We start from the raw sequence: 22,424 nt of genomic DNA on the forward strand, positions 1-22,424 counted from the left end.
TATGCGCGGGTGGAAGATCGTCGGGTTGGCACTACTCGTCTTGGTGCCGTCATTGGTCGCGTGCTCCCGGCAGAGCGAGGCGGTATCGCAGATCGCCGAGCTCGTCGCACAGGCCGATGCGGCGCCGACCCCGAAACTCGATTGGGCGCAGTGCACCGAACCCGAGTTGAGCAGGTATCAGTGCGCCACCGCGGCGGTCCCGATCGACTATGCGCAGCCCAGCGGCCCGACGCTGGCCCTCGCGATCATCAAACAGCCTGCCACCGAAAAGGACCGGCGCATCGGCACTCTGTTCACCGCGGTCGGCGGACCGGGTGGTTCGGGCTTCAAATGGGCCAGCCACGGCGAGCTGTTCTCCGGTGAGGTGGCCCGCCGATTCGACGTGATCACCTTCGACCAGCGCGGCATCGGCCGCAGCGGACAGGTGCGCTGCTTCCCGAATGCCGAAGAGCAGCACCGGTTCTGGTCCGAATTCCTGCTGCCGCCGACCACTGCCGAACAGGAGGGCATCGCCGCGCGCAACGCCCGTGCGCTGGCCGCCGGATGCGCCGCGAACAGTCCGGAGCTACTGCCGCATCTCACCACCGTCGATGCCGCCCGCGATCTGGATCTGCTGCGCCGCGCGGTCGGCGACGCGACGATGACCTATGAGGGCGGGTCCTACGCGAGTTATCTGGGCGAGGTCTACGGCGCGCTCTTCGGCGACCGGGTCCGCGCACTGCAACTCGGTTCGATGATCGACCCGGACGCCTACACCAACGATTCGTCCGCCCAGATCGCCGACTCCGCGGCCGGCACCGAGGAGGTGCTGACCGAATTCCTGCGGCTGTGCGCCGAAGCGGGCCAGCCGCGGTGCGCCTTCGCGGGCCCGGCCAAGACCGACGCCGCGGCACTGCGCACCCGCAACGAGGCCGTGTTCGACCGGCTGCGTCAGGGCCCGATCGAGGTCGGACAGGGTGAGCGCGCCCGCGCGGTGACCCTGGCCGAGGTGCTGCCCGCCCACGCCACCATGCTCTACGACCCGAAGGAAGGCTGGCCCGCGCTGGCCGAGCTGCTCACCGAACTCGAGCGCGGTCCGGCGGGCAATCCCGATGCGGTACAGCAGATTCTGGCCGCTGGCGGTTTCACCGATAACTTCCTCGACGCCTACACCGCGATCAGCTGCGCGGACAACAACTTCGGTCACGAACCCGAGCAATGGCCAACGCTGGCAACCGAACTCGCGAATACCGCACCGCATTACGGTGCCATGTGGCTGTATCTGCGCCAGGCCTGTGGGGCCTGGCCCGCATCCGCCAAGGGTTATCCGCAGCGCATCACCGGTCCGTGGATTCTGCGCTCGGATAAGCCAGCCCTGCTGTTCAACAATCGGTTCGATCCGGTCACCCCGCTGACGGCCGCCCGCCGGGCCCAGCAGGAATTGGTCAACGCCAGACTGGTGGTCATCGAGGGCGGCTATGGTCACGAGGTGGTGGGCGACTGCGCGGGCCGTCTCCAGGAGCACTATCTCGTCGACCTGCAACTCCCCGCACCGGGCGCGACCTGCAAGCCGGATAGGGCACCTTTCGCCGACTGAACAGGCCGCGCGGCCTTCCGGTTTCGGGGTGCACGGCGGTCTCGGCAACCGCTGCCGCCGCCGGCGCATCCCCTCGGCCGACCAAGATCATTCCCAGCACTGTTCAGCGCACTGGAATCCCGGTAGTCTGCGCTCGGCCATGCGTGACGAGGGAGGTGGCCGGGTGCACAGACGTGCCTTTTTCAAGGCAGCAGGTACGGCCGCGATGTTGGGTGTCGCGGGTGCTGCAATGGGTACGGGCCCATCCGGTGCCGTAGATCCCATGTGGGACAACCTTTTCCGCATGTGGGTGCCGGAAATCTTTGCGCCACTTCCCGATCCGCCCGCGCATTCGCCCGCGATCGTGATCGGCTCTGGCTTCGGCGCCGCGGTCACCGCGCTGCGCCTGGCCGAGGCCGGTATCGCCAATACCGTGCTGGAGCGCGGTTCGCGCTGGCCCAATGACCCGTGGCGGGAGATCTTCACCGGTGACGATCTGCCCGACGGCCGCGGCTTCTGGCATCGCACCAACTTCACCGGCGTCACCAAGGTGCCGGTACATTTCGCCAGCTTCGGCGGGGTGCTCGACTGCACCCAGTACCCGGGCATCGACGTATGGCGGGCGGCCGCAGTCGGTGGCGGCTCGGTGATCTTCTCCGGTGCGATGGTCGCGCCCGAGCGCCGCTTCTTCGACCACGTCTTCGGCGGCACCGTCGACTACGGCGAAATGGACCGCGTCTATTACCCGCGCGTGCGGGAGATGTTGCGGCTCAGCCCGATTCCCGGCGACCTCTACGCGGCATCGCCGTTCGCGCATTCCCGGGCCTGGGACGAGCAGGTGCGCAAGGCGGGCTACCAGCCGCTCGCCAATGACTCGATCTTCAACTGGGATATCGTGCGCGGCGAAATCGCTGGCACCACAAGGCCTTCCGCGACGGTGGCGCGCAGCAATCTGGGCAACTCCAATGGCGCGAAGTTCGACCTCAACCAGAACTACCTGCGCTATGCCCAGGACACCGGCAATTCCGCCATTTATCCGGGCCACCGCGTCGACTCCATCGCGCAGGAATCCGGCGGCCGCTACGCGGTGACCGTCACCAAACTTGCGCCGACCGGCGAGGTGATCTGTACCCGCACTCTCACCTGCGACCGCCTTTTCCTCGGCGCCGGTTCGGTCGGAACCTCGGAACTGCTGGTCCGGGCCCAGGCCACCGGCGCACTGCCGAACCTCAACGAGCACATCGGCGACGGCTGGGGCACCAACGGCGATGTGGTGCTGGCTCGCGGCGCCAGCCAGCTCGCCGGCTTCGGTCAGGGCGTGCCGAGCGTGAGCCGGATCCTGGACGAATCCGCGGTGCCGCTCACCCTCGAAAGTTGGTATATCCCGGGCATTCCGTTCGAGACCGGTGCGCTCGCCTCATTGGGCATGGTGCTCGATCCGGCCCGCGCGCGCTTCGGCTACGACCGCGCCCGCAATGCGGTCGGATTGTCCTGGTCGACCAAGAACCGTGACGATATCGTGGCGGCCGCCCGCGCGGTCGATCACCGGATCGCCGAACGCGCCAATGCCCTAGTCGAATACGGTGCCCTCGGCTACGACGCGAACAGCCTGTTCACCGCGCATCCGCTGGGTGGTGCGGTGCTCGGCCGGGCCACCGACGGCAATGGCCGCGTACACGGCCATCCCGGCCTGTACGTGATGGACGGTGCGGCCATTCCCGGCAGCACCGGCACGGTCAATCCGTCGCTCACCATTGCCGCGCTGGCCGAGCGCAATATCGAGGCGATCATCCGCGCTGGGAAGTAGCCCGGCGCGGCGCGTATTACTGTCGGCGGGACCGTTCGGCGTCGAAGGGATCCTCACGTGGCAACTCCAACCAGGCCGACCCGGTACGGCCTCGATGAAGCGCCGAAGCTGGACTTTCCGCGCAAACCACCCGCGCTGTGGTCGGATCTGGTGATGTTGGCGCTGGCCATCATCTCGGTCGCGCTGGTCACCTGGGTCACCTTCTTCGACGTCACCGCGCACACCTACCGGGTAATCGTGGTCATCGACTATTCGGTATGCGCGATCTTCGCCGCCGAATTCCTCTGGCGCTGGCGGCGTGCGGGCTGGTCGTGGACGTTCCCGTTCATCTACTGGTACGAAGTGCTCGGCATGATCCCGGTGACCAGCCCGTTCTTCCGAGGGTTCCGGTTACTGCGGATAGTGGCGATCGCGGTCCGCGTCGGCCGGGTGGCCGATCGGGCGCTCGGTGAGCGGGTGACCGCGGCGGTGGTGAACCGGTTCGTGACGACCATCGTCGATGTCATCAAGCGCCCCATGACCATCGCCATACTCGACGAGGTCGCGCAGGTGCTGCGCGCGGGCCACTACACCCGCAATATCGCCGCGGCGCTGGAGGAGAACCGCGCCGAAATGGACGAGATGATCCTCGAACTCATCAAGAACGATCCGCAGGCCGGTCGGGTCCGCTACATCCCGTTCCATGACGAGATCATCCGGCTCATTGCCGACACCACATTTCGCATCGTGTTCCAGGTGCTCGCCGATCCGCGCACCGACGAACTGGTCTCGGACGTGATCCGCGAGAACGTGGATCAGATCCGGGACGCGGTGCACGCCGGGGTGCGCGTCGAGCCGTCCAACCACGGCCCGACGCCTTCCGAAGCGAGCGTGCGGCACCAGCTCAGCCGTGTGCCGCGTGCCTGATCTCATCGCGCGGCTGCGCGTAACGCATTGTCTCCCAAACGATCAGCAGCACCAGCACACCGCACAGTAGCGCCAGTGCGCCCAGTGCGGGCAGCGCGCAGGCCGCTGGGATCAGCGCGAGCAGCACCACCGCGGCCACCAGTCGCGGCACCGTGACACTGCGGGTCGCGTAGTGCTTGAATCCGACCAGCGCGATCAGATACAGCACCACACCGCCGTACAGCGAGAACAGCGGGATGCCGTAGAGCGCGTCGTGCAAGGTGTGCGCCGATTCGTCACCGACGTAGTAGAGCACCTTCTTCAGCCCGAGCGAGAGCAAGATGATCCCGGCGATCATCGGGAAATGCCAGAACGTGTAGGAGTTTCGGGCGATCTTGATCTGTCGTTCACCCTCGGCCCGCTGCAACTCGTGCTCCACCGACAGTGCCGCCACATCGAAATACGCCCACCACAGCAGACCCGATACCGCCAGCCCCAGCATCGATCCGACCGCGATCGGCCACGAAATCGGCAGTCCGGCAACGCCGATGCCGATCGAGACGATCGATTCGCCGAGCGCCACAATGACGATCAGCCCGTAGCGCTCGGAGAAGTGGCTCGGCGAATTCACTCGCCAGTCCTCGCCTGCCAGCAGGGTCCAGCCCATATCTCCGGCGATCGCCGCGATCCATAGCACGATCTGCACGGTTCCGGTGGTCATGGCGGCGATGACGAGCAGGGACGTGCCGATGGTGATCGAACCCAGGCTCCACCTCAGAACCTGGTTGCGCAGTTGCGAATCCTCGGCGCTGGCCAGCAGGAACATGCCCAGGTGCACCAGGCGCACGATCAGATACGCGATCGCAAAGACCAGCGGCCCGAACCATCCGCCGGACAGATCGTGGAATGCCTCGGGAATGGTGAGCGCGGCCAGGAAGCCGCCGCCCATCGCGACGAACATGGCGATCCGGGCGATGCCCTCGTCCGCGCGTATCACATTGCCCAGCCAGGAGTAGGCGATCCACAGCCACCACATGACGGCGAGTACCAGCCCGGCGCGCAGCATGTTCTTGGCGCTGGTGTCGTGTGCGGCCAGGTCGGTGACCATGGTGAAGGCGAAGACGAGCACGAGGTCGAAGAACAACTCGAGCTGGGTGACCGACGCGTCCTCGGCCGTTGGCAGAAGTCGCGCCCGTTTGGAACCGATCATGGTGCACATCGTCGCATCCGAATACGACCGGTGCACCGTTCGCCATTGCTCGAAGAGCTCGGCTACACGGCTTGGAAGTTCTCGTTCTCGGTGAAGCCCTCGGCGAACTCGATGAAGTTCTGCACGACGGTCTCGTTCGAGCGGCGCATGGTCCGGCTCACCAGCATGCCCGGAATGGGGATCGGGACGTAGATCTCCACGTGGTACCAGACGTCGGTGCCGTCCGCGCCCGCGGTGACCTCGAACCAGCCACCGCCTTTGACGCCGCGCGTGCTGTCGGTGACCTCCCAGGAGGACCGGATATCGGTCCATTCGTACTCCAGCACCTGTAGATCCGAACTGCCCATCAGCTCCGCTTTGACGAATACCCGGCGCGGGCGTAGCTCGTCGTCGCGGCTCGCGACTCGCGCGTCGGTGTAGGAGGTCGACCACTCCGGGAGCATCTCTACCGCGGCCAATGCATCCATTACCTGCTCGGGATCGGCGTCGACGACGAAACGGATATCGGTCTTTGTACGCATTCCATACCTCCGCCCCCACCCAACTACATCGGCAAATTGTGCCCAGCGACACATTCGCAAGTCAACCGAGCGTCCAGTGCTCGGGACCACATGGGGCGGTTCCCGCTGCATATCTCGGGGTGATCACGATCGATTATGAACTGCCAGAACGTGTTCCGATTCAAATTCGATCAAACGGCGAAATCGTGGGGTCCAGTGGACTTGCCATCGGACCGGTCGGGGTATTCGTCCGCCGGGCCGGAAAGCCGACCGGCATCCGGCCGTCGGTCATCGCGACGGCCGGCCGGGTGCCGATCGCGGGATTTCCGGCCCGGGCGTGGCCGCGCAGCAAAGAACGGGCCCGCCGCTAGCGGGCCCTCGGGCTTCGCGGCTCAGGGCATTGCGGGTTCGATAATCGCGTCCGGGCCCGGGTAGACGAGCGATTCATGCCCGTCGTCGAATCGCACCACGTAGGGCGGCGCTCCCTCGGGTCCCCGGACTTCGACGATTTCGCCATGGCGATCGCCCTGTCCCACAACGTGTCCATGCACGAGGAGCCGGTCTCCGACATTCGCCATCATGGCCCCATTATCGAATGACAGTGACGTGCATCACAAGGGCTGCCGCATAACGCGGCGTTTCACTCGCTTCCGATGAGCCGATCGACCGCCGCTTCGATCAGCTCCTGGCTGTGCTCCTCGGTGAAGATCCCCGGCAGCGTGAGCCGGTCCACGATCAGCCAATTCAGTGCCAGATAGAGCAGAATCACCGACTTCTCGTCGCCGGGCATTCCGGCCTCGAGGTGGTTGCGCACATTGAATTCCAGATCCGCGCGCACCGCCTCGGTCATGACCGCGCGCAGCTCCGGTCGCCGGGTTGCCTCCAGGCGCAGCTCGAGCATGGCCAGGTAGCCGGTGCGGAACGCCTCGATGCGGCCGACCAGCTCCCGCATCAAGTCGGTGATATGCGCGCGCGTCTTCGGGCCGGTGGTGAGTTCGGCCATGGTCGCCGCGCTCGGCGCCAAGCGCTCATAGAAGCGGCCGCCCGCCTGGGTGAGTAGGTCGTCGCGGCTGGCGAAGTAGTTCGACGCTGTACCCGCGGGCACCGCGGCCTCCTTGTCCACCGCCCGGAAGGTGAGCCCGCGGGCTCCCTCCTTGGCCAGTACCTCGAGCGCCGCGTCGAGCAGCGCCTGCCGTCGCTCCGGATTTGTCCGCACTTGACACCACTCCATTCGTAGTACTACCTTCAGATCACTACATACAGAGTACAACGGATCAGGCGGTTTTGATATGCGAAAGCTTGTTTACTACGTGGCCGTATCGCTCGACGGCTACATCGCGGGTCCGGCGGGGGAGTACGACTTCTATCCAATGGACGCCGAGATGACGACCTGGATCAACGAGCGGTACCCGGACTTCGTGCCGAGTCCCGCGCGACCGCACTTCGGGAGGGCGGTGGACGAACCGGCCGAGCGCTTCGACACCGTCCTGATGGGACGGGCGAGCTATGAACCCGCGCTGTCGGAGGGCGTCACCAGCCCATATGCGCATATGCGGCAGTACGTCATCTCGAGCACCCTCGGACCGATCGACGATCCGAAGGTCGAGGTGGTCGCGAGCGATCCGGTCGCTCTGGTGCGGCGGTTGAAAACCGAAGAGGGCGGCGATATCTGGCTGTGCGGCGGCGGCAAGCTGGCCGGGGCGCTGCTCGACGAGCTCGACGAGATGATCATCAAGAGCTATCCGGTCGTCGCGGGTGGCGGCATCTCCGCCTTCTCGGGCGCATTCGACCCCACCCTGTTCACACCCACCCAGCGCCGGGACTTCGGCAATGGCGCCCAGGTCACCTGGTTCTCCCGGGCCTGACCATCCAGCGGCACGAAAGAGGTATCGGTATGCGAAAACTCGTCTACTTCGTCGGCATGTCCCTCGACGGCTACATCGCGGGTCCCGGCGATGACATCAGCTTCTATCCGGTCGGTGACGACATGTGGGACTGGCTGAAAGCCGAGTACCCGGAGACACTGCCCAGCCATGTGCGCCCGCATATCGGGCTGGCGGTCGATGCTCCGAACCAGAAGTTCGACACTTTGGTCATGGGCCGGGGCACCTACGCCCCGGGCCTGGCCGTCGGCCTGACCAGTCCATACGCCCATATGCGGCAGTACATCGTGTCGAGCTCCCCCGGCCGCATCGACGATCCGACGGTGGAGCTGGTCGACAGCGATCCCGTCGGGCTGGTTCGTCGCCTGAAGCAGGAGGACGGCATGGACATCTGGCTGGCGGGTGGTGGCAAACTCGCCGCGCAACTGCTCGGCGAGATCGATGAACTCGTCATCAAGAGCTATCCGGTGGTCGCCGGTAGCGGAACCCCGGCTTTCGCAGGTGAATTCGATCCGACGCTGTTCACGCCGACCGAGCGCACGGAGCTTGGTAACGGCACCCAGGTCACCTGGCTGACCAGGGCCTGAGGCGTCGGCTCGTCGACGGTGCGGAGACACCGCCGTTCGTCCCCGGCTGGGAGCGGGTGCACGCCCTGCGGGAACTCGATTCCGTACGGCCCGCCGATGCGATGGTCTGGTGTCGGCGCGAAGGGCGTTGGCAGCACCGGCCGTCCGACGATCATGCGGTCTCCGGCCTGACCGATCCGCAGTTCGCCGCGCGCCTGTTCATCAGCCGCGGCACCGTCGAAACGCATCTGGCCCATGTCTACGCCGAGCTCGGGATCGCCGATCGCACCGAACTCGCCCGGCTCGCACCCGGCGCTGGCTCCGGTTAGCCGCGCAGAAACGACAGGCGCACTTCCCGATCCGGATTGTCGACATTCAGATCGACCAGCGCGATCGACTGCCAGGTGCCCAATGTCAGCGCACCGCCGATGACCGGAACGGTGGCGTAGGGCGGGATCAGCGCGGGCATCACATGTGAGCGTCCGTGCCCGCGCGAGCCGTGGGCGTGCCGCCAGCGATCATCGGCGGGCAGCAGGTCGCGCAGTGCGGCGAGTAGATCGTCATCGCTGCGCGCACCGAGTTCCATAATGGCGATCCCGGCCGTGGCGTGCGGTACGAAGATGTGCAGGAGTCCGTCCGCGCCCGCCTCCCGCGCGAATGACGCACACTGCGGGGTGAGGTCGTATACGACCTCGGATCGTCCCGTGGTCACCTCGATCACCGTGCTCTTCATGGCGTCCATCGTCCTCCTCGGATGTGGCGGTGGAGCTATCCGGATTCGGTTTCGCACGCCGGATGCGGTGCTCGCGTACGGCCGGGGCTGGCTGCTCGAGCCCCGGCAGCGCCGCACCCGCCGTGCCATGAAGGTGCAGACGACGGTTGTCTTTGGCCAGCACGGCGAGTGGCTGATCGCCGCGTTCCAGAACACGAAAACGCACCCGCTCATGGCAGCGATCGGCATCAAGATCGACTCGCGTCAGGCCCCCTCGACGCTGCCAGGCCGGGAGGTACCAGCAAATTAGATAGACCTCGGCCGGTACTCTGGGGAGCTGTTAGCAGCTGTTTGTCGATCTTGGAGGACCCTGTCGTGGCTCTCGTGGTTCAGAAGTACGGAGGATCCTCGGTAGCAACCGCCGAGCGCATCCGGCGCGTCGCTGAACGGATCGTCGAAACGAAGAAGCAGGGCCACGATGTGGTGGTCGTCTGCTCGGCCATGGGCGATACCACCGACGAACTGCTCGATCTGGCCCAGCAGGTGGCGCCAGCGCCGCCCGCCCGCGAAATGGATATGTTGCTCACCTCCGGCGAGCGCATCTCCAACGCGCTGGTCGCCATGGCCATTCACTCGCTCGGTGCCGAGGCCCGCTCGTTCACCGGCTCGCAGGCGGGTGTGATCACCACCGGATCGCACGGTAATGCCAAGATCATCGACGTCACCCCCGGCCGGGTCCGCGTCGCGCTGGACGAGGGGCTGGTCGTGCTGGTCGCCGGATTCCAGGGCGTCAGCCAGGACAGCCGCGATGTCACCACGTTGGGCCGCGGCGGTTCCGACACCACCGCGGTCGCGCTGGCCGCAGCGCTGCACGCCGACGTCTGCGAGATCTACACCGATGTGGACGGCGTCTTCACCGCCGACCCGCGGATCGTGCCCGACGCCCAGCAGTTGGAGCAGGTCTCCTATGAGGAGATGCTCGAGCTCGCGGCCTGCGGCGCGAAGGTACTCATGCTGCGCTGCGTGGAATACGCGCGCCGCTACAACGTTCCGGTGCATGTGCGCTCGTCCTATACCGACAAGCCCGGCACCTACGTCTATGGATCGATGGAGGACATCCCCTTGGAGCAAGCAATCCTCACGGGCGTCGCGCACGACCGCAGCGAGGCCAAGGTGACCGTGGTCGGACTGCCGGACGAACCGGGCTACGCCGCCAAGGTGTTCCGCGCGATCGCCGACGCGGAGATCAATATCGATATGGTCCTGCAGAACATCTCCAAGATCGAGACGGGCAAGACCGATATCACCTTCACCCTGCCCAAGACCGAGGGCGCGCGTGCGGTGGAGATGCTGACCAAGCGTCAAGACGAGATCGGTTTCTCGCAGGTGCTCTACGACGACCACATCGGCAAGGTCTCGCTGGTCGGCGCGGGTATGAAGAGCCATCCAGGCGTCACCGCCACCTTCTGTGAGGCGCTGGCGAATGCGGGTGTGAACATCGATCTCATCTCCACCTCCGAGATCCGGATCTCGGTGCTGGTCAAGGACACCGAACTGGACGAGGCCGTGCAGGTGCTGCACAAGGCCTTCGATCTGGGCGGCGACGAGGTCGCCGTCGTCCACGCGGGAACAGGACGCTGACTTGACCGGGTCGAGCGCGGAGGCGGCAGCGCGGCGCAACCACGCAGCGCTCCAGGTCAAGTCGAAAGGGGCACAGTGATGGGCGTACGGGTAGGAGTCGTCGGCGCGACCGGACAGGTCGGCGCCGTCATGCGAAAACTGCTGGAGGAGCGCAACTTCCCGGCCGATGAGGTGCGTTTCTTCGCCTCGGCCCGCTCGGCGGGTAAGACCCTGCCGTGGCGCGGCGGCGAAATCGTGGTCGAGGACACCGAGACCGCCGATCCCACCGGCCTGGATATCGCGCTGTTCTCCGCGGGCGCCACCATGTCCCGGGTGCAGGCCCCGCGCTTCGCGGCGGCCGGTGTCACCGTGATCGATAACTCGTCGGCTTGGCGCAAGGATCCCGAGGTCCCGCTGGTCGTCAGCGAGGTGAATCCGGAGCAGACCCGCAATCTGGTCAAGGGCATCATCGCCAACCCGAACTGCACCACCATGGCTGCGATGCCGGTGCTCAAGCCGCTGCACGAGGTGGCCGGACTGCAGCGCCTGGTCGTTTCGAGCTACCAGGCGGTCTCCGGCAGCGGTCTGGCCGGTGTCGAGGAGCTGGCCTCGCAGGTGCGCGCCGTGGTCGACGATGCCGAAAAGCTGGTGCACGACGGCAGTGCGGTGCAGTTCCCGGCCCCGAACAAGTACGTCGCGCCGATCGCCTTCGATGTGATCCCGCTCGCCGGTTCGCTGGTCGACGACGGTTCCTTCGAAACCGACGAAGACCAGAAGCTGCGCAATGAGAGCCGCAAGATCCTCGGCCTGCCCGACCTGCTGGTCAGCGGCACCTGCGTGCGCGTCCCGGTCTTCACCGGCCACTCGCTGTCGGTGAATGCCGAATTCGCCGAACCGATTTCGGTCGAGCGCGCCAAGGAAATCCTCGCCAAGGCCCCCGGTGTCCAGCTCACCGACGTGCCCACCCCCTTGGCCGCCGCAGGCAAGGACGACTCGCTCGTCGGCCGCATCCGCCGGGATCCGGGCGTCCCCGATGGCCGCGGCCTCGCGCTGTTCATCTCGGGTGACAACCTCCGGAAGGGTGCCGCCCTCAACACCATTCAAATCGCCGAAGTCCTGTTGGCCCAGCGCTGACCTCTGACCGCGCGGGCCGTTCCGATCACGAGATCCGAACGGTCCATTCGGTATTCGGCGCTCCGAAGATCGCAACGCTTATACGGTGCCGTACCCAGCAGCCCATAGGGTCGATGAGACTCAGTTCATGGTGGCGTGCACCGCGAATGACATTGTCGGATCATGAACATCGAGTCCTGCTGTCGGGTGCGGACTTCGGCGCACCGGTCGCGCGACGAGATGTCGGCCGGGCCGCTGGATGTGATCCGATCTGGACTCGATCGACCCATGGCTGTCGATGAGGCTCTCCGCTACGTTGGCAGGGTTTGGGTGATGCGCCACAGGCGGCGGGGCAATTCGCCTTCCGCAAAGGAGTGGATCTGGGTCAGGTGCCATCCTTCGGCGACCTGGTCGACCAGGGCCCGGGTGAAGAAATGGACGGCGAATCCACCGTGCTCGTAGGTGTCGTCCCCGTATGCGATGCCGTTGCCGTAGTGTGCGTCGCCGACGTGGCGGACGGTGTAGACGAAGGTTCCTCCCGGTCGCAGGACTCGGCGGATTTCGGCGGTCAGCGCGAGGATGTCGTCGGTCGACAGATTCATGCACAGCAGCATGTGGGCGAACACGCCGTCGAATGTGTTGTCGGGCAAGGGGATCGGTTCGCGCGCATCGTGTTCGATCGCCTGCACCCGAGTGCTGACGCCGGTGGTTTCGGCGGCGGCCTGTAGTTGGGTCAACCCGACCGTGCTGAAATCGGTAGCGGTGACCTGAAACCCGGATCGGGCCAGGTAGAGCGCATCGCGTCCGTGCCCGGCACCCAGTTCGAGAACATCGTGGACCCCGGCGGCGCGGAAAACGTCGCCGGCGTGGACGGCGGCTTCGGAGGGCTGTTCGCCGTACATGCCGGGGTGGGATCGGTAGGTCTGATCCCAATGTTCGTGCTGGTCGCTGCCCATGCCCGACATACTCCATCACCCGAGGCGGATCGGTCGGCATCAATGTATGGGAAATGTGGCTGTCCACTCACCGCATCACCGGGACCGAGTTGCAGGCCCGCCCCCGTGGTCAGGATCTGGCGGATCGATCACGGGAGGACCGACTGCCCACCGAGGCATTCCACCTACCGCACCGGTTGGGCCTGGACTACGACGACCTGGACAAAGACGCCGCCGTCCCGATCCGCCCGATCACCGTCACGGACATCGAACTCCGCGGTGCGCCACCCCGATGAGGAGGCATCCGCGATCACCTGGTCACAGGCACACATCCCGGCTCCCTGTCCTCAGGGATGTCCAGGGCTGAAATAGCGATTTCGATCGGCCCTGAAGGTCGCGAAGGAGTTCGTCGTAAGCGTCGATCTATCCAAGGCACACTCGTCCAAGTCCAGCCGCAGCACATCCGACAAGCAACGCGTGGAGGTTAAGCACAACGAGAATGCGCTGATGCAGTGCCTTCTCGATGATTGCCTGCATCAGAGCATGGTGATCACCTGTCCAGGTGGGGCTGGGGGTGGGGGCGCATTCCGTCGAAGACGATGGTGAAGGTGCGGTGGCGTTGTTCCTTTGTGGCGCCGGTCTCGTGGGCGGCCAGGAAGGCGCCTTTCAGAAGGCGCATGAGGTCGGTTATGTCCATGTCGGGTCGTACGGCACCGGATTGTTGTGCGCGGGTGAGTAGTTCGCTGATGGCGGCGTTCAGGTCGCGGACCGGACCGAGGTAGCCGGGGGAGTCGTGGCCGCCGACGGCGTCGGCGAGGTCGCGTTTGACGCCGCCCTCGGTGACCATGCTGTCGAGGAAATCGAAGAAGGCGCGGCCCGGGTCGGGGGCGGTGGACAGGTCGCGGGCGTGGGTGATCATGCGCTCGACGCGGTCCACGATCGCGGCCTGGAAAAGGGCTTCCTTGGTGGGGAAGTGGCGATAGACGGTGCCCGCGCCGACGCCGGCGCGGCGGGCGATTTCATCCAGCGGCACCGAAATGCCTTCCTCGGCGAATGCCGCCTGCGCCGCGGCGAGTACCCGGTCGCGATTGCGGCGTGCATCGGCGCGCAACGGGCGTGGTTCCTCGCGATCGGTCACAGCTCGCACCTCGCTGGCGCTCGATTCCGGTGCGACCGGTGTTGTGGTGTCTTGGGTTCTGTTGCTGCGCCCGGTCACGAGGGACGAGTTTACCGAAACCATTGACAAGCGGGGCGGCCGTTCCGGATCATAAACGGGGTAAACGTTCCGCTTAACTGAAGAAGGTGTTTTCATGGTCGAGACTTCGGTGGAAAGCCCGCGTGAGCTGGTCGAACGGATCTTCCGCGAGTTGCCTGCCCGTGATGCCGATGCATTCGTCGAGTTGATGGCACCGGATGCGGTATTCGAGATCCCCTTCGTCATACCCGGCATGCCCAACCGGCTGGTCGGGCGCGAGGAGATCCGGGCGCATCTCGCGCAGCGCTGGTCCGGAATTTCGGCTATCGAGGTGCACGGGATCTATCCACAGGTGTACGAAACAGCCGATCCCGAGGTGGTTTTCGTGGAGAACGAGGTGGATATGACGGTGCCCGGTGCCGAGCGGGCGCGGGTTCGCACCTCCGTCAATGTGATTCGCGTGCGCGACGGCAAGGTCACGCTGTTCCGCGACTACATGGATACCGCGCGGTTCGCCCGTCTTGTGGAGAAGTGATCAGCGCCGGGGTGATTCGTAAGCGCATCCCCCGGCGTCCAGGGGCTGAGGTCAGATTGTTTTGTGGCCACATGGATGCGGCGTGGTTCGCCCATCTTGTCGATTAGTGATCAGCGCCCGGGTGATCCCCATACGCATGCCCCGGCATCCAGGACGGCAAGGTCGAACTGTCTCGTGGCCGCCCGGATGCAGGCGTGCCTCGCCCAGCTCGTGTACCGGCTAGTGTCGCGTCCAGATAGCTCCTGCCATATCGCCCCCCTGGGTCCAGGGGGCGGTCGAAGGTAGTCGAATGGTGGTCACTCAGGCCGACGCCACATGACTACGCTCGGCGAGCAGCCGAAGTGGGCGGTGCAGCGATTTGTCTGGACGGGGTACTGGCGCCCGGGGTCCGAAAATACCGTCGCACCGGCCGGGTTCCGACTGCTAGCCTGCGCCGATGGCAAATCCTTATCCACAGGTGTACTTCGGGGACCGGATCGTTGACGCGCAGGCGGCGTCGGTCGGTGTGGCATCGTCGGCAGTGCTGTACGGCCTGAGTGTGTACACGGTGTTCCCAGTGCATGTGGATGGATCGGCACGCACCGCATTTCGACTCGACGACCATTTCCGGCGACTCGAGGAATCCTGCAAGATCATCGGCATCGACCGGTTCGCCGCCGAATGGGACTTCGCCAGATTCCGCACCGCGGTCATCGATCTGATCGCCGCCAATGCGCCGACTGAGGATGTATTCGTTCGCGCGACAGTGCATGTCGTCGAATCGATTCCTGGCACCCGGGTCCGTGGATGCGCGATTCAGGTGAGCATTTTTGTCTACGGAGCGGTGCCGATCGTGCCCCAGGACGGTATGCGCCTGAAATCCAGTCCGTGGCGGCGCATTCCGGACAATGCGATTCCCTCACGGGCGAAAGTCAATGGTGCGTACGTCAATTCCGTGCTCGCCAAACAGGATGCCATCGACAGCGGTTATGACGACTGCATCTTCCTCGACGGCAACGGCCATGTCTGTGAACTCAGCGCCGCCAATATTTTGCTCGTCCGCAACGGCACCCTGATCACCCCGGATGTGTCCTGCGACATCCTCGACGGCATCAACCGCCGCACCATCCTCACCCTCGCCGCCGAGGACGGCATCCCGGTCGTCGAGCGCACCATCGACCTCACCGAGCTCTATATCGCCGACGAAGTCTTCGTCACCGGCACCTCCTCCGGAACCTCCCCCGTCACCGAAGTCGACGGCCGCCTCATCGCCAACGGCCACCCCGGCCCCCTCACCCAAACCCTCCGCAAACGCCACGCTGCCGCCCTACGCACCGACACCCACCACGCCTGGCTCACCCCCCTGTGACTTCCCGCATAAGCCGTGACTACCTCGCACAAGCTCTACGGAATTCTACCGTGTGCGAGGTAGTCACGATATGTGTGGGACGAAAGCCTGCGTGCGATAAGGGTGGCGCAGTGCTTTCGGGCCAGTGGATGGTCGAGAGCGCGGCCTGCCCGACTCGCGTGCCGACCGTGGGGAATTCGGCTTCCGCATATCGAGTGCCTATCGGGCACAAGGTCTACCGTGTGCGAAGTAGTCACGCCTCGCCCTGCCCTGCTACGGCGACGACACCGCCGCCTACGGCCGCGATGTCCGGGCCATGCACATGGGCATCGGCGGCGTCGACCACGTCGGTCGGCGCTATCACGCATGGGAACCCGAGGCCTACTTCTTCGTCCTCGCCACCGCGCACCGGGCCAGCGAAATCGTCGCTACCCGTTTCGGATCCGGTCTCACCGAGGCGCAGCGCGCCGAGCTGCGCATCAGCGCAATCCCTGAATCACGCCATGTCCGACGGCCCTTGCCGCTGCATATCGACCTGCTTCGGCTGCGGACCACGCAAATGCGCGGCGGACGGCATCGCACTGCATGTGATTCAGCGGATCCCCGGCGTGCGCGGATCCGGACCCTGGCAGACCTGGATGACACATCCGGGTGCGGTATCCGCGAACGGTGGCGACAACGGATAGTTCAGGCAGCCGAAGACGTTGCAGCCCGGATACGCGGCCGGTCCGACGCCGAAGACCGCGAGCAGGATATTCGTATCCACGAATCGGTTCGGATCCAGGACCAGCGGCGGCTCCACATATGGACCCGGATCGGGCACCCGATTGTCCTGGAACGCCGCGAACAGCCGGCGGAAGAATTCGTGCGGCAATTCCGCGGTGTCCTGCACGCTCCCCAAAATGCCCTCGCTGCTGACATTTCCGAAGACGCCGGTCCACATCACCGTCAAATCCAGACTCGGCACGACGAAGACGTTCTGCATGCCGAGTCCGGCCATCATGTACACATCGGCGGGCAGGAAGTGGGGGGTCTCCGCACAGCCCGGCCCGACCCAGAACAGATAGCCGTAGCACTTGTTCGCGCGCGACGGCTGGTGTGCCTTGCGCAGATACGCCTGGGAGACGAGTTGCTGTGCGCCCCAGCGTCCGTTATTGCTCACCAGCAGACCGAGTTTGGCGAAATCGTTCGGCGGGATCATCAGATGGGCGTATCCGTAGGTGTGCCCGGCACGATCGCGCGCCCAGTAGTAATCTCCGCGTTCGATGCCGAGCGGATCGAAAAGCTCACGCTGGGCGAACTGCTGCAACGGCTCACCGACGGCCAACTCGATGACATAGGAGAGCAGGTCGACATTGCGCTGGCTGTAGCTGAATACCGCACCCGGCGGATTGTCCAGCGGCACCCCGAGCGCCTGCACGGCACTATTTGGATCGACCGGAATCACGCCGGTGGCGCCCTCGGTGAGCACACCCACCTTCATTCCGGAGGTCTCGGTGAGCAGATCCTCCACCGTGATCGACCGGTGCTGCGCATCACCGAGCCCCGGCGGCAGATACCGGCCGATCGGCGCAGCGATATCCAGTTTGCTCTGATCCCATGCAATTCCGGCGAGCAGCGAAACAATACTCTTGGTGGCGCTCCAGATATTCCAGGCGACATTCCCGGTCTGCTCATTCGTCGGCCCCTCGCCGACCAGGCAATTGTGCCGGAAAACTTGCACATTCAACCGATTGCGCCCGGCCGCGAACGCCATTGCCTGCGCCAGCAGCTCCGAATCCAACCCGACCTGCTCCGGCGCCGCCCGCTCCAACTCCCGCCCGGACGACACCCCGCACGTCACCTGAGAACCCGTCTCCGCCTGCGCCCCGCCCGCGAAAACACCCCCCGCCACCAGCGATACCGCCGCAATTCCGGCCAGGAATCCGTAGATGCGCCCCATGCGCATGAGGCTATCGCGCTGATCCCCGCCACACTGCGCAACAGGCGGATGTGGCCCCACCGCATTCCCGACGCTCGCCTTCGGCGGTCATGCCGAGCGGCGCCGGGTGCTGTTGCAACCATGTGCCGTGAATGGCGTGGGCCGAGTGGCGTCTCAGGCGACACGCCGCCGATGTCTGTGACGAGGGCTGACCCAAATGGTGATTGCCCGTCCGGCCGCGCCGGATTCGCGCCCTTCAGCGGTCGTGTGGTTGCGATACCGGGCGCCAGATGCCGTGGATCTCGATGCCCCCGGATCGGCGCTGCGCGAGATCGGCTGCTGTCACACGTAGGTGCCGCGATCAGCGGTCGTCCGCCTCGGGTGCTGCCATCACCGAGTCACATCCCAGCGCACGGCCGGTTTCGAATGGCGATTGCCGTTCCGCCTGAGCCGGATTCCTGCCGCGGTCAGCGGTCATTCCGTGTGACACCAGGCGGGTCACACGGCAATTCAACTGCGCGCGGACCGACTACGTGCGGCGTACCAACAGCCGCCAACGGCGAGGACCGCGAGCCCGGCCAGTACGGAGCCGACGGGTAGCGACAGCCCGACGATCACGCATCCGGCCGCACCGGCAATCGGCACCCAGCGTGCCGGACGATTTTCGGCGGCGGTCAATGTCGCGGCCGAGACATTGGCGATCAGGTAGTACACGAGCACCGTGAACGATGAAAAGCCGATGGCCGCACGCAGATCGAAGGTTCCGGCCACGACCGCAACCACCGCACCGACCGCCAATTCCGCCCGATGCGGGACGCCGAAGCGGGGATGCACCGCGGCCAGCGCGCCCGGCAGATGGCGGTCGCGCGCCATTGCCAGCACTGTGCGCGAGACCCCGAGAATCAGTGCGAGCAGCGATCCGGCCGCCGCGAGCACCGCGCCGACCCGGACAACCGGTGCCGAGCCCGGTACCCCCGCAGCCGAGACGACCCTGGCCAGCGGGTCGATCGCATGCGCGAGACCTGCGGATCCGAGTACCTCGAGCACCGCCACCGCAACCAGCGCATATACCGCGAGTGCGAGCCCGAGCGCGATCATGATGGCCCGCGGAATCGTGCGCCGCGGATCGCGCACCTCCTCGCCGAGGGTGGCGATGCGGGCATATCCCGCGAAGGCGAAGAACAGCAAACCCGCCGCCGCCAATACCCCGCGCGGCCCGATCCGGTCCGGCAGATCCGTTGCGGCGGAATGACTTCCGAACAATCCCACCCCGACCACCAGCGCGAGCACGGCCAGCACCGCGGCCACGATGATCCTCGTGGCCAGCGCCGATTTCTGCACCCCGGTGTAGTTGATCGCGGTGACCGCAGCCACCGCCGCGACCGCGATGACCCGCGAATGTTCCGGCCACGCGTAGCTGCCGACCGTCAGCGCCATCGCCGCACATGAGGCCGTCTTACCCGCGACGAAACCCCACCCGGCCAGATATCCCCAGAACGCACCCAGGCGCTCGCGTCCGTACACATAGGTGCCGCCCGACACCGGATATAACGCCGCCAGCCGCGCCGAGGACGTCGCGTTGCAGTACGCGAGCAGCGCGGCAACCGCCAATGCGAGCAGTAACCAGTCGCCCGCCGCAGCGGCCGCGGGGGCGAGCGCCGCGAAAATGCCAGCGCCGACCATCGATCCGAGCCCGATGATCACCGAATCGGTGAGCCCGAGCCTGCGCCGGAGCGCATCGCCGTGCGTTGCCATGGCTGCATCATCGGTCACACCACCGCGAACCACGAATCGGGCCGCCCGGGAAATGCAGAACGCCGCCAGGAACCTGCGGTTACCTGGCGGCGCTGAGTCTCCGGACGCCACGCCAGCGTCACGACTCCGGTGCCGACGTCCCACAAGCGCCTCTCGGCGAGTGGTCGCTCGAAGCGACAAATGGGGTGAGGCCCGGGGCTGTCCGGACGCCGACAGTGCTGATCAACCACCCACCATCCCGACTTATTCCGCGTGGCTGAATGTGAACTGGATCACAATGTGTGGTCGGCGTGGGACCTGCGCTCGGCCGGATCAACCCAACCGCAGGCCGCGATTCGAGTCCGAGGTCCGGTCGCTGTGGGGACTCGGGCATGTCCATCGCAATGCGGGCAATTTCGAGGAGGCGCGCCAGCGGTTTCCGATGAGAGCATCGGCGTCCCGCTGGCGGATCGGGTGTGCGCCGAAATGCGTGCGATGGGCCGTCTGCCCGCTAATCTTTAGAAGATCGCTTTCTTGACTTACTCAAGAAAGCGGGCCATCATCGGTTCCATGCACACCAACGCCACCGATCCACCAGCCCAGCTGCGCGCGGCTGGCCTGCGGGTCACGGCCGCGCGGGTCGCGGTGTTGAATGCGGTCGCGGCTCGACCGCATTCGGATGCCGATCGAGTGGCCGCCGCCGTCCGGGAGAAATTGGGATCGGTATCCACGCAGGCCGTCTACGACGTGCTTCGGGCCTGCGTGCTCGCCGGAATCCTGCGGCGCATCGAGCCAGCCGGTTCGCCCGCGCGCTATGAGACCCGGACCGGAGACAACCATCACCATCTGGTGTGCCGAAGCTGCGGCACGGTCGTGGATATCGACTGTGTCGTGGGCAGTGCCCCCTGTCTGGAACCCGAGGACGCCAACGGGTTCGTCATCGACGAGGCAGAGGTCGTCTTCTGGGGACTGTGCCCGAATTGCCGTACGAGCTGAGGAGGCTGCAATGACCAAGCCGACAACCACAAATGCCGGAACGCCGGTCCAGAGCGATAACGAATCGCTCACCGCGGGCACACAGGGCCCGATCCTGCTGCACGACCACTACCTGATCGAGAAGTTGGCCCAGTTCAATCGGGAGCGGGTACCCGAGCGCATCGTGCACGCCAAGGGTGCTGGCGCCTTCGGCGAGCTGGTTGTCACCAACGATGTCAGCCGCTACACCAAGGCCAAGCTGTTCCAGCCGGGTGCGCGAACCGAATCGCTGGTCCGGTTCTCCACCGTCGCTGGCGAGCAGGGCAGCCCGGACACCTGGCGTGATCCGCGCGGTTTCGCGGTGAAGTTCTACACCGAGGACGGCAACTACGACCTCGTCGGCAATAACACCCCGATCTTCTTCATCAAGGATCCGATCAAATTCCCCGACTTCATCCGTTCACAGAAGCGCCTGCCCGGCAGCGGACTCCGCGATAACAACATGCAGTGGGATTTCTGGACCCTGCGTCCGGAAACGGCCCACCAGGTGACCTGGCTGATGGGTGACCGCGGCATCCCGAAGACCTATCGGCACATGAACGGCTACGGTTCGCACACCTACCAGTGGATCAATGCCGACGGTGCGCGCTTCTGGGTGAAATACCACTTCAAGACCGATCAGGGCATCGACTACCTGACCCAGGCCGAGGCCGACCGCCTCGCCGGTGCCGACGGCGACTACCACCGCCGCGATCTCTACGCGGCCATCGAGCGCGGTGAGTTCCCGAGCTGGACGCTGTATGTGCAGGTCATGCCGGTCGCCGAGGCCGAGGGCTATCGCTTCAACCCGTTCGATCTGACGAAGGTGTGGTCGCATCGGGACTACCCGCTGATCGAGGTCGGCAAGTGGACGCTGAACCGCAATCCGGGCAACTACTTCGTCGATATCGAGCAGGCCGCCTTCGAACCCTCGAATGTCGTTCCCGGCATCGGCTTCTCACCCGACAAGATGCTGCTCGGCCGGGTATTCGCCTACGCGGACGCACACCGCTACCGCATCGGCACCAATTACGCGCAGCTGCCGCCGAACCGGGCCAGGGTCGCGGGGGTGAACTCCTACTCCAAGGAGGGTGCGATGCGCTACGACTACAACGACGCGAATGTGCCCGTCTACGCGCCGAATTCGTTCGGCGGCCCGCACGCCGACCCCGAGCAGGCGCCCGATGGCGGCATCTGGGAGTTCGACCCGACCGCTGGGGGACGGCAGTCGGCGGAGCCGACGGGGTGGGTGAGCGCTGTGCGGGCGGGGTATTTCGAGCACGCCGAGGACGGCGATTTCACCCAGGCGGGCACGCTGGTGCGTGAGGTTCTCGACGACGATCAACGGGATCGCCTGGTGGGCAATATCGTTGGGCATGTGCTCGGCGGCGTGCGCGAGCCCGTACTGTCCCGTGTCTTCGAGTACTGGAAGAACGTGGACCAGGATCTCGGCAAGCGCGTCGAGGAAGGTGTCCGCGCCGGACTCGAGGGCTGACCCAGCCGAGCCGATGCGCGCTCGCTGACGAGCGTTCCGAAAACAGCTCCGCCCCTGACCATTTCAGTCGGAGGCGGAGCCGTTTCGTTATATGGGGGCAGGATTCGACGGGCCCCGAGCTTCGGAACTACAACAGGCCCCACCAATAAAGCAGGCAGGCCAGCACCCAGACAACCAGGGTCTCCATCACCGCTCCAATCTCCTTGGTGCCCTCATTTCCCATCATCCGCCGATTCGCGCCGACGTGCTGCAAACTTGTCGTGATCACCCATAAGTAGCGTCTCTACCTGCGGTTTTTCATCTGCAAGGTCTTCTTAAGTGCCCAACAAGCCCGCGGCGGCATTGTTTGTGTCAACACCGGCGGTACTAAGCCACCACCGGGGGTGGGGAACCGGTATTAAAATAAACTTAGGTAGT

At 65.5% G+C, this 22,424-nt stretch carries 24 protein-coding genes and 1 pseudogene; 16 read left to right on the forward strand and 9 right to left on the reverse strand.

All coding sequences use genetic code 11. The annotated features are described in order from the left end of the window. Position 1 precedes the first annotated feature (1 nt). From ABZW16_RS11030 to ABZW16_RS11040, 3 genes are all read left to right on the forward strand, one after another. The gene (locus ABZW16_RS11030) at positions 2-1,576 is read left to right on the forward strand and encodes an alpha/beta hydrolase (RefSeq protein ID WP_354954587.1); all 1,575 of its coding nucleotides are present in this window, start codon (positions 2-4) and stop codon (positions 1,574-1,576) included. Positions 1,577-1,715: 139 nt separating this feature from the next. Beyond that, positions 1,716-3,362: a GMC oxidoreductase gene (locus ABZW16_RS11035; protein ID WP_354954588.1), complete on the forward strand. Its 1,647-nt coding sequence runs from the start codon at positions 1,716-1,718 to the stop codon at positions 3,360-3,362. Between the two features lie 57 nt (positions 3,363-3,419). Next, a complete protein-coding gene (locus ABZW16_RS11040; protein WP_354954590.1) occupies positions 3,420-4,268 on the forward strand; it encodes an ion transporter in 849 nt (282 codons plus the stop codon). Here the strand turns inward: ABZW16_RS11040 and ABZW16_RS11045 are convergent. After that, positions 4,246-5,457 carry a low temperature requirement protein A gene (locus ABZW16_RS11045; RefSeq protein ID WP_354954592.1) on the reverse strand — a complete coding sequence of 404 codons (1,212 nt, stop codon included), beginning with the start codon at positions 5,455-5,457 and terminating at the stop codon, positions 4,246-4,248. The two genes, ABZW16_RS11040 and ABZW16_RS11045, sit on opposite strands and share 23 nt — an antisense overlap. A gap of 62 nt (positions 5,458-5,519) precedes the next feature. Further along, positions 5,520-5,978: an SRPBCC family protein gene (locus ABZW16_RS11050; RefSeq protein ID WP_354954594.1), complete on the reverse strand. Its 459-nt coding sequence runs from the start codon at positions 5,976-5,978 to the stop codon at positions 5,520-5,522. Between the two features lie 185 nt (positions 5,979-6,163). Between ABZW16_RS11050 and ABZW16_RS11055 the strand changes: the two genes are divergently transcribed. After that, the gene (locus ABZW16_RS11055; protein WP_354954596.1) at positions 6,164-6,328 is read left to right on the forward strand and encodes a hypothetical protein; all 165 of its coding nucleotides are present in this window, start codon (positions 6,164-6,166) and stop codon (positions 6,326-6,328) included. 21 nt (positions 6,329-6,349) lie between these two features. On the opposite strand, the gene ABZW16_RS11060 is transcribed toward ABZW16_RS11055, so the two are convergent. Together ABZW16_RS11060 and ABZW16_RS11065 are read right to left on the reverse strand one after the other, a co-directional pair. Then, on the reverse strand, positions 6,350-6,538 hold the full coding sequence (locus ABZW16_RS11060; protein ID WP_354954598.1) for a DUF1918 domain-containing protein: 189 nt from the start codon (positions 6,536-6,538) through the stop codon (positions 6,350-6,352). Between the two features lie 59 nt (positions 6,539-6,597). After that, complete coding sequence (locus ABZW16_RS11065) at positions 6,598-7,188, reverse strand: TetR family transcriptional regulator (RefSeq protein ID WP_354954600.1); 591 nt, start codon at positions 7,186-7,188, stop codon at positions 6,598-6,600. A 58-nt stretch (positions 7,189-7,246) separates the two neighbouring features. On the opposite strand from ABZW16_RS11065, the gene ABZW16_RS11070 reads away from it, so the two are divergent. Genes ABZW16_RS11070 through ABZW16_RS11080 form a run of 3 tightly spaced genes read left to right on the forward strand, consistent with a single transcriptional unit; the run spans position 7,247 to position 8,735 of the window. After that, complete coding sequence (locus ABZW16_RS11070; RefSeq protein ID WP_354954602.1) at positions 7,247-7,822, forward strand: dihydrofolate reductase family protein; 576 nt, start codon at positions 7,247-7,249, stop codon at positions 7,820-7,822. Between the two features lie 29 nt (positions 7,823-7,851). Further along, positions 7,852-8,427 (forward strand): dihydrofolate reductase family protein, encoded by a 576-nt coding sequence (locus ABZW16_RS11075; RefSeq protein WP_354954604.1) that lies wholly within the window; start codon positions 7,852-7,854, stop codon positions 8,425-8,427. A gap of 56 nt (positions 8,428-8,483) precedes the next feature. Beyond that, on the forward strand, positions 8,484-8,735 hold the full coding sequence (locus tag ABZW16_RS11080; RefSeq protein WP_354954606.1) for a helix-turn-helix transcriptional regulator: 252 nt from the start codon (positions 8,484-8,486) through the stop codon (positions 8,733-8,735). On the opposite strand, the gene ABZW16_RS11085 is transcribed toward ABZW16_RS11080, so the two are convergent. Beyond that, positions 8,732-9,139: a YjbQ family protein gene (locus ABZW16_RS11085; protein WP_354954638.1), complete on the reverse strand. Its 408-nt coding sequence runs from the start codon at positions 9,137-9,139 to the stop codon at positions 8,732-8,734. The two genes, ABZW16_RS11080 and ABZW16_RS11085, sit on opposite strands and share 4 nt — an antisense overlap. On the opposite strand from ABZW16_RS11085, the gene ABZW16_RS11090 reads away from it, so the two are divergent. The 3 genes from ABZW16_RS11090 to ABZW16_RS11100 all read left to right on the forward strand — a co-directional run bounded on the left by ABZW16_RS11090 (position 9,138) and on the right by ABZW16_RS11100 (position 11,872). Beyond that, entirely contained in the window at positions 9,138-9,428 is a 291-nt protein-coding gene (locus tag ABZW16_RS11090; RefSeq protein WP_354954608.1) for a hypothetical protein, read from the forward strand. The two genes, ABZW16_RS11085 and ABZW16_RS11090, sit on opposite strands and share 2 nt — an antisense overlap. A gap of 65 nt (positions 9,429-9,493) precedes the next feature. Next, positions 9,494-10,759 carry an aspartate kinase gene (locus ABZW16_RS11095; protein ID WP_354954610.1) on the forward strand — a complete coding sequence of 422 codons (1,266 nt, stop codon included), beginning with the start codon at positions 9,494-9,496 and terminating at the stop codon, positions 10,757-10,759. A gap of 78 nt (positions 10,760-10,837) precedes the next feature. Beyond that, complete coding sequence (locus tag ABZW16_RS11100) at positions 10,838-11,872, forward strand: aspartate-semialdehyde dehydrogenase (RefSeq protein WP_354954612.1); 1,035 nt, start codon at positions 10,838-10,840, stop codon at positions 11,870-11,872. Between the two features lie 290 nt (positions 11,873-12,162). On the opposite strand, the gene ABZW16_RS11105 is transcribed toward ABZW16_RS11100, so the two are convergent. After that, entirely contained in the window at positions 12,163-12,807 is a 645-nt protein-coding gene (locus tag ABZW16_RS11105; RefSeq protein ID WP_354954614.1) for a class I SAM-dependent methyltransferase, read from the reverse strand. 53 nt (positions 12,808-12,860) lie between these two features. Here ABZW16_RS11105 and ABZW16_RS11110 point away from each other — a divergent pair, with 53 nt between their 5' ends. Next, positions 12,861-13,082, forward strand: coding sequence for a hypothetical protein (locus ABZW16_RS11110; protein WP_354954616.1), 222 nt, complete (start codon positions 12,861-12,863; stop codon positions 13,080-13,082). A gap of 254 nt (positions 13,083-13,336) precedes the next feature. On the opposite strand, the gene ABZW16_RS11115 is transcribed toward ABZW16_RS11110, so the two are convergent. Beyond that, positions 13,337-13,924, reverse strand: coding sequence for a helix-turn-helix domain-containing protein (locus tag ABZW16_RS11115; protein WP_354954618.1), 588 nt, complete (start codon positions 13,922-13,924; stop codon positions 13,337-13,339). Between the two features lie 172 nt (positions 13,925-14,096). Here ABZW16_RS11115 and ABZW16_RS11120 point away from each other — a divergent pair, with 172 nt between their 5' ends. The 3 genes and pseudogenes from ABZW16_RS11120 to ABZW16_RS11130 form a co-directional block, all read left to right on the forward strand. Further along, positions 14,097-14,516: a nuclear transport factor 2 family protein gene (locus ABZW16_RS11120; RefSeq protein ID WP_354954620.1), complete on the forward strand. Its 420-nt coding sequence runs from the start codon at positions 14,097-14,099 to the stop codon at positions 14,514-14,516. Positions 14,517-14,952: 436 nt separating this feature from the next. Continuing rightward, entirely contained in the window at positions 14,953-15,864 is a 912-nt protein-coding gene (locus tag ABZW16_RS11125) for an aminotransferase class IV (RefSeq protein ID WP_354954622.1), read from the forward strand. A gap of 301 nt (positions 15,865-16,165) precedes the next feature. Next, positions 16,166-16,255, forward strand: a pseudogene (locus tag ABZW16_RS11130) (hypothetical protein); the annotation flags it as partial. A 180-nt stretch (positions 16,256-16,435) separates the two neighbouring features. On the opposite strand, the gene ABZW16_RS11135 reads toward ABZW16_RS11130, so the two are convergent. Next, positions 16,436-17,785 carry a serine hydrolase gene (locus tag ABZW16_RS11135; protein WP_354954624.1) on the reverse strand — a complete coding sequence of 450 codons (1,350 nt, stop codon included), beginning with the start codon at positions 17,783-17,785 and terminating at the stop codon, positions 16,436-16,438. 489 nt (positions 17,786-18,274) lie between these two features. Beyond that, the gene (locus tag ABZW16_RS11140; protein WP_354954626.1) at positions 18,275-19,519 is read right to left on the reverse strand and encodes an APC family permease; all 1,245 of its coding nucleotides are present in this window, start codon (positions 19,517-19,519) and stop codon (positions 18,275-18,277) included. A 549-nt stretch (positions 19,520-20,068) separates the two neighbouring features. Here ABZW16_RS11140 and ABZW16_RS11145 point away from each other — a divergent pair. Next, positions 20,069-20,494, forward strand: coding sequence for a Fur family transcriptional regulator (locus tag ABZW16_RS11145; protein ID WP_354954628.1), 426 nt, complete (start codon positions 20,069-20,071; stop codon positions 20,492-20,494). 10 nt (positions 20,495-20,504) lie between these two features. Next, entirely contained in the window at positions 20,505-22,007 is a 1,503-nt protein-coding gene (locus ABZW16_RS11150; RefSeq protein ID WP_354954630.1) for a catalase, read from the forward strand. Positions 22,008-22,424 lie beyond the last annotated feature (417 nt).

This window comes from Nocardia sp. NPDC004604 (assembly GCF_040609795.1).
In the GTDB taxonomy this organism is placed as follows: domain Bacteria; phylum Actinomycetota; class Actinomycetes; order Mycobacteriales; family Mycobacteriaceae; genus Nocardia.